Source organism: Leucobacter sp. (assembly GCF_053528595.1).
On record NZ_JAIVPF010000045.1, the window covers coordinates 1 to 4,182 of the forward strand.

Sequence of the window (4,182 nt, forward strand, 5' to 3'; positions counted from 1 at the left end):
GAGCCTGCGGCGCCGCGGCCTCGCTCTTCGCCGCGCCGGACTCGTCGGAATCGCTGCGCACCTCCTTCTTGAGGATGCGCATCGACTGTCCCAGGCTCTTCGCCAGCCCCGGCAGCTTCGGCGCACCGAACAGCAGCAGGATGACGAAGAGGATGACCAGCAGGTGCCATCCACCGAGGTTTCCAAGCATGAGAGCGACTCCGATCAGTGGTTGATGTCGCGATTATCGCACGTCGGACTGAATCGCGACCCCGGTGCCCCGCTGCCGCCTCGCGACGAGTCCCAGCACCAGCGCGGCGAGACCGCCGAGGCCCAGCCCGATCGCCGCGCCCAGCACGGCGAAGAAGCCGACGGCCTGGGCCATGGTGTACTCGGCGCCCTCCTCGATCGGGAAGAACAGGGCGGCGATGGCCGCCACGACGGCGCCGAGCGCCGCGCTGCCCACGATCACGCGCCCGTAGCGCACGGATCGCTGGAGGGTGACCTCGCGCTGCACCTCCTCGACCACGGGGGCTCGTTCGGCTCCCTCCGGCTCGGGCGCCTCGAGGGGTGCGGCGGGCTCAAGGGATTCCACGGGTTCGGCCGGCTCGACGGACTCGGCCGATTCGGGGGCCGGTGTCTCCGCGGCCGCTTCGTTACTCATGCCCCCATTCTCGCAGGGGTCTCCTGGGGGATCGACGAGGGCGATCGGGCCGTCCGCGCGGACGGCGTCGGTCCGGGGGGACCTCCGTGCGGGCCGCCTCGGTCCTGGGCGCATCGGGGCGCACGGGTCAGAGCGGGCGGCGCATGATCGGCAGCAGGCCGTGCAGATCGGCCCGGGATCCCGAGGCCACGACCCGCGCCTCGTCGAGCGCGGTCCGCCAGTCGAGGCGCCCGGTCGCGAGCAGCAGCCAGGTCGCGGCGTCGGTCTCGATGACGTTGGGCGGGGTGCCGCGGGTGTGCTTCGGCCCGGCCACGCACTGGGTGGCGCCGAACGGCGGCACCCGCACCTCGACGGAGTTGCCCGGTGCCAGCTCGGCGAGCTCCTCGAGCAGGTAGCGCACCGCGGTGGCGAGCACGGTGCGGCCGGTCTCCCCGGCGAGCGCCGCGTCGAGCGCGGCCTGCCCGTCGGCCTCCGAGATCCTGCGCTTCGCCATAACGCACTCACTCTACCGCCCGACCGCAGCCCCTCTCCCCTCGTCCAGCGGGCCCCGCCCGGGACGAGGATCTTCACCGTTCCAGGCGGGAACCGTGTCTCGGCGAGAGATCGGATCTGCGGCGCCGGAGTTGGCCGGGTCTGGCAGCGAGCGCAGCGAGCCGGAGGCGAAGGCGTGCGGATCCGATCTCTCGCCGAGACACCCGCGGCATCCCACTATCCTGGAACGGTGAAGATCCTCGTACTGGGGCCGGGTGCCCGCGAACACGCTATCGTCCTCGCCCTCCTCGCAGAGGACGCGGATCACGACATCGTCTGCGCGCCGGGCAACGCCGGCATCGCGGCGAGCGGGGTGGAGACCCCGGAGCTCGCCTACACCGATCCCGACGCGGTCGCCGCGTTCGTGCGCGAGCGCGGCTTCGATCTCGTGGTGGTGGGGCCCGAGGCTCCGCTCGTGGCGGGTGTCGCGGATCCGCTGCGCTCAGCGGGCGTGCCGGTGTTCGGCCCGGACCGGGCGGCGGCCCAGCTCGAGGGATCGAAGGCCTTCGCCAAGCGCGTGATGGACGAGGCGGAGGTGCCGACCGGACGCGCCGTGCGCGTCGCCTCGGTGGACGAGGCCGACCCGGTGCTCGACGAGTTCGGCGCACCCTACGTGGTGAAGGCCGACGGCCTGGCCGCGGGCAAGGGCGTGCTGGTGACCGAGGATCGCGCCGCGGCACTGGAGCACGTGGCCACGTGGGCCCCGCACGGCGACGTGCTCGTCGAGGAGTTCCTCGACGGCCAGGAGGTGTCGCTGTTCTTCTTCGCCGACGGGCACGACGTGCTGCCGCTGAGCCCGGCCCAGGACTACAAGCGCATCTTCGACGGCGACGAGGGGCCGAACACCGGCGGCATGGGGGCGTACTCGCCGCTGCCGTGGGTGGCGGAGGACTTCGTCGAGGAGATCACCCGCACCGTCGCGCTGCCGACCGTGCGGCGGCTCGAGGCGGAGGGCACCCCGTTCGTCGGGCTGCTCTACTGCGGTCTGATCGTCACCTCGAAGGGCGTGCGGGTCATCGAGTTCAACGCGCGCTTCGGCGATCCGGAGACCCAGGTGGTGCTGACCCGGCTCGAGTCGCCGCTGAGCCGTTACCTGCTGGCGGCGGCGAACGGCCAACTCGCCGGCCAGCCCGCGCCGGAGTTCTCCGAGGATCCCGCCGTGATCGTGGTCGTGGCGAGCGAGGGGTACCCCGGAGACGTGGTCACGGGTCGCGAGATCACCGGACTCGACGCCGCGGCCGCGGTGCCCGGCGTGCACCTGGTGCACGCCGCGACCGCCCGCGACGACGACGGGGGCTGGATCGCGACCGGCGGTCGTGTGCTCGGCGTGGTGGCGCGCGGCGCAGACTTCGGCGAGGCCCGCTCGCGCGCCTACGAGGCGGTCGGGCTCATCGGGCTCGAGGGCGGGCAGCACCGCACGGACATCGCTGCGCGCGTCGCCTGACGCGCGCAGCGGGCCCCGCGGCTACGCGCCGCGGATGAGCGTGTCGAAGTCGGGCTCCTCCGGCTTCTCGGCCTCGACGAGGCGCTGGATCTCGATCGTGTCGTGCTCGCTCGTCTCGTACTCGGCGGCGGCCTGCGCACCGGGGCCTTCCTCGGCGGCGCCATCCTCGACGGCATCGCGCTCGACCGCACCCTCGGGAGCGCCGTGCTCGAGCGTGCCGGGCGCGTCCGCGGCATCCACCACCCGCACCGATCCGGTGTCGAGCTCGAGGTGATCCCCCACCTGGGGCTCCGCATCGACCTCGACGATCTCGACGTCCGCGCCCTCCGAGTCGTCGACCTCGCCGTCCACCGGCTCGGGTGCGACCTCGAGCGCGCCGCCCGTCGAGGCGTCGGGATCCTCGCCGCCCGACTCAGCCGGCTCCTCAGCGGGATGCTCCGCAGCATCGGCGGCGGGCTCCTCAGCGGGATCGGCGTCGGGATCCTCCGCCGCCTCGGCGCCCGCGATCGCCGCGGCCAGGCCGGCCAGCAGTTCCTGCCACCCGCGCTGGGAGGCCGCGGCGCGCTCGGCCGGCGCGGCGAGGGCGTCGAACCCGGTCTCGGTGATCGTCACGCCGGTCTCGCGGCCCTGCGAGCGCAGCGTCATCAGCACCGCGGTCCCGCGATCCTCGCCGGCTTCGCGCCAGGTGAACCCGACCGCGTGCCCTTCGACCCAGACATCGACCGTGCCCTCCGCATCGCGCTCGTCCTCGGGCTCCGCCGCGGTCTCGGCTGCGCGCAGGGCGATGGCGCCGCCGACACCGGCTTCCAGCTGCAGGCCCGGCCACCACGCGGCCCGGCGTTCGGGCTCGGCGAGGTACGACCACACCGCGGTCCTGGCGGCCTTCAGTCGGCTCCGCGCTACTACCGGTCCCAGCGGGATCATGGTGCTCCTTCTCCGTCGATGCCACTTCTGCGTCGTCATAGCCCGGCGCGGTCCGGTGCGGACCGCTGCCCTTGCCAATGAGAGTAGCCGCCCCCTCCGACATCTCGCCGGGAAGTCCGTGAAATGTCATCGATCCGTCATCCTTTCCGCCGTTCCGCCGCCGCCGGCCGGCCGCGGCGCCCGCGTGATGGGAGAATGGACGGGTGACGCAACTCTCCTCGCCCCCGCAGCTCGACGGCTGGACGCACATCTACTCCGGCAAGGTGCGCGACCTCTACGTGCCCGCCGACGGATCCGACGCCCACCTGCTCGTGGTCGCGAGCAACCGCGTGAGCGCCTTCGACCACGTGCTCGAGCCGCCGATCCCCGGCAAGGGGGCGCTGCTCACCGCGCTGTCCAACTGGTGGTTCTCGCGCATCGACGTGCCGAACCACCTCGCCGGCGAGGGATCCGGGGCGCCCGCGGTGCCCGCGGAGGTCGCCGACCGCGCCATGGTCACCCGCAAGCTCGAGATGTACCCCATCGAGTGCGTGGTGCGGGGTGCGCTCACCGGCTCGGGCTTCGCCGAGTACCGGCGCACCGGCGCGGTCTGCGGCATCGAGCTGCCCGCCGGCATCGAGGACGGGGACCTGCTCGAGAC

At 73.2% G+C, this 4,182-nt stretch carries 6 protein-coding genes; 2 read left to right on the forward strand and 4 right to left on the reverse strand.

Going from position 1 to position 4,182, the window contains the following annotated elements; genetic code table 11:
- The 3 genes from tatA to ACWKZU_RS09480 form a co-directional block, all read right to left on the reverse strand.
- Positions 1-190 (reverse strand): twin-arginine translocase TatA/TatE family subunit (tatA, locus tag ACWKZU_RS09470; RefSeq protein WP_449282077.1); only part of this gene is annotated, 190 nt, incomplete at its 3' end.
- Positions 191-223: 33 nt separating this feature from the next.
- Positions 224-643, reverse strand: coding sequence for a hypothetical protein (locus ACWKZU_RS09475; protein WP_449282078.1), 420 nt, complete (start codon positions 641-643; stop codon positions 224-226).
- Positions 644-770: 127 nt separating this feature from the next.
- Positions 771-1,136, reverse strand: coding sequence for a sterol carrier family protein (locus ACWKZU_RS09480; RefSeq protein ID WP_449282079.1), 366 nt, complete (start codon positions 1,134-1,136; stop codon positions 771-773).
- Between the two features lie 228 nt (positions 1,137-1,364).
- Between ACWKZU_RS09480 and purD the strand changes: the two genes are divergently transcribed.
- Positions 1,365-2,618 carry a phosphoribosylamine--glycine ligase gene (gene purD, locus ACWKZU_RS09485; protein WP_449282080.1) on the forward strand — a complete coding sequence of 418 codons (1,254 nt, stop codon included), beginning with the start codon at positions 1,365-1,367 and terminating at the stop codon, positions 2,616-2,618.
- 21 nt (positions 2,619-2,639) lie between these two features.
- Here the strand turns inward: purD and ACWKZU_RS09490 are convergent, their stop codons facing one another.
- A complete protein-coding gene (locus ACWKZU_RS09490) occupies positions 2,640-3,542 on the reverse strand; it encodes an SRPBCC family protein (protein WP_449282081.1) in 903 nt (300 codons plus the stop codon).
- Positions 3,543-3,745: 203 nt separating this feature from the next.
- On the opposite strand from ACWKZU_RS09490, the gene ACWKZU_RS09495 reads away from it, so the two are divergent.
- Positions 3,746-4,182 (forward strand): phosphoribosylaminoimidazolesuccinocarboxamide synthase (locus ACWKZU_RS09495; RefSeq protein ID WP_449282082.1); only part of this gene is annotated, 437 nt, incomplete at its 3' end.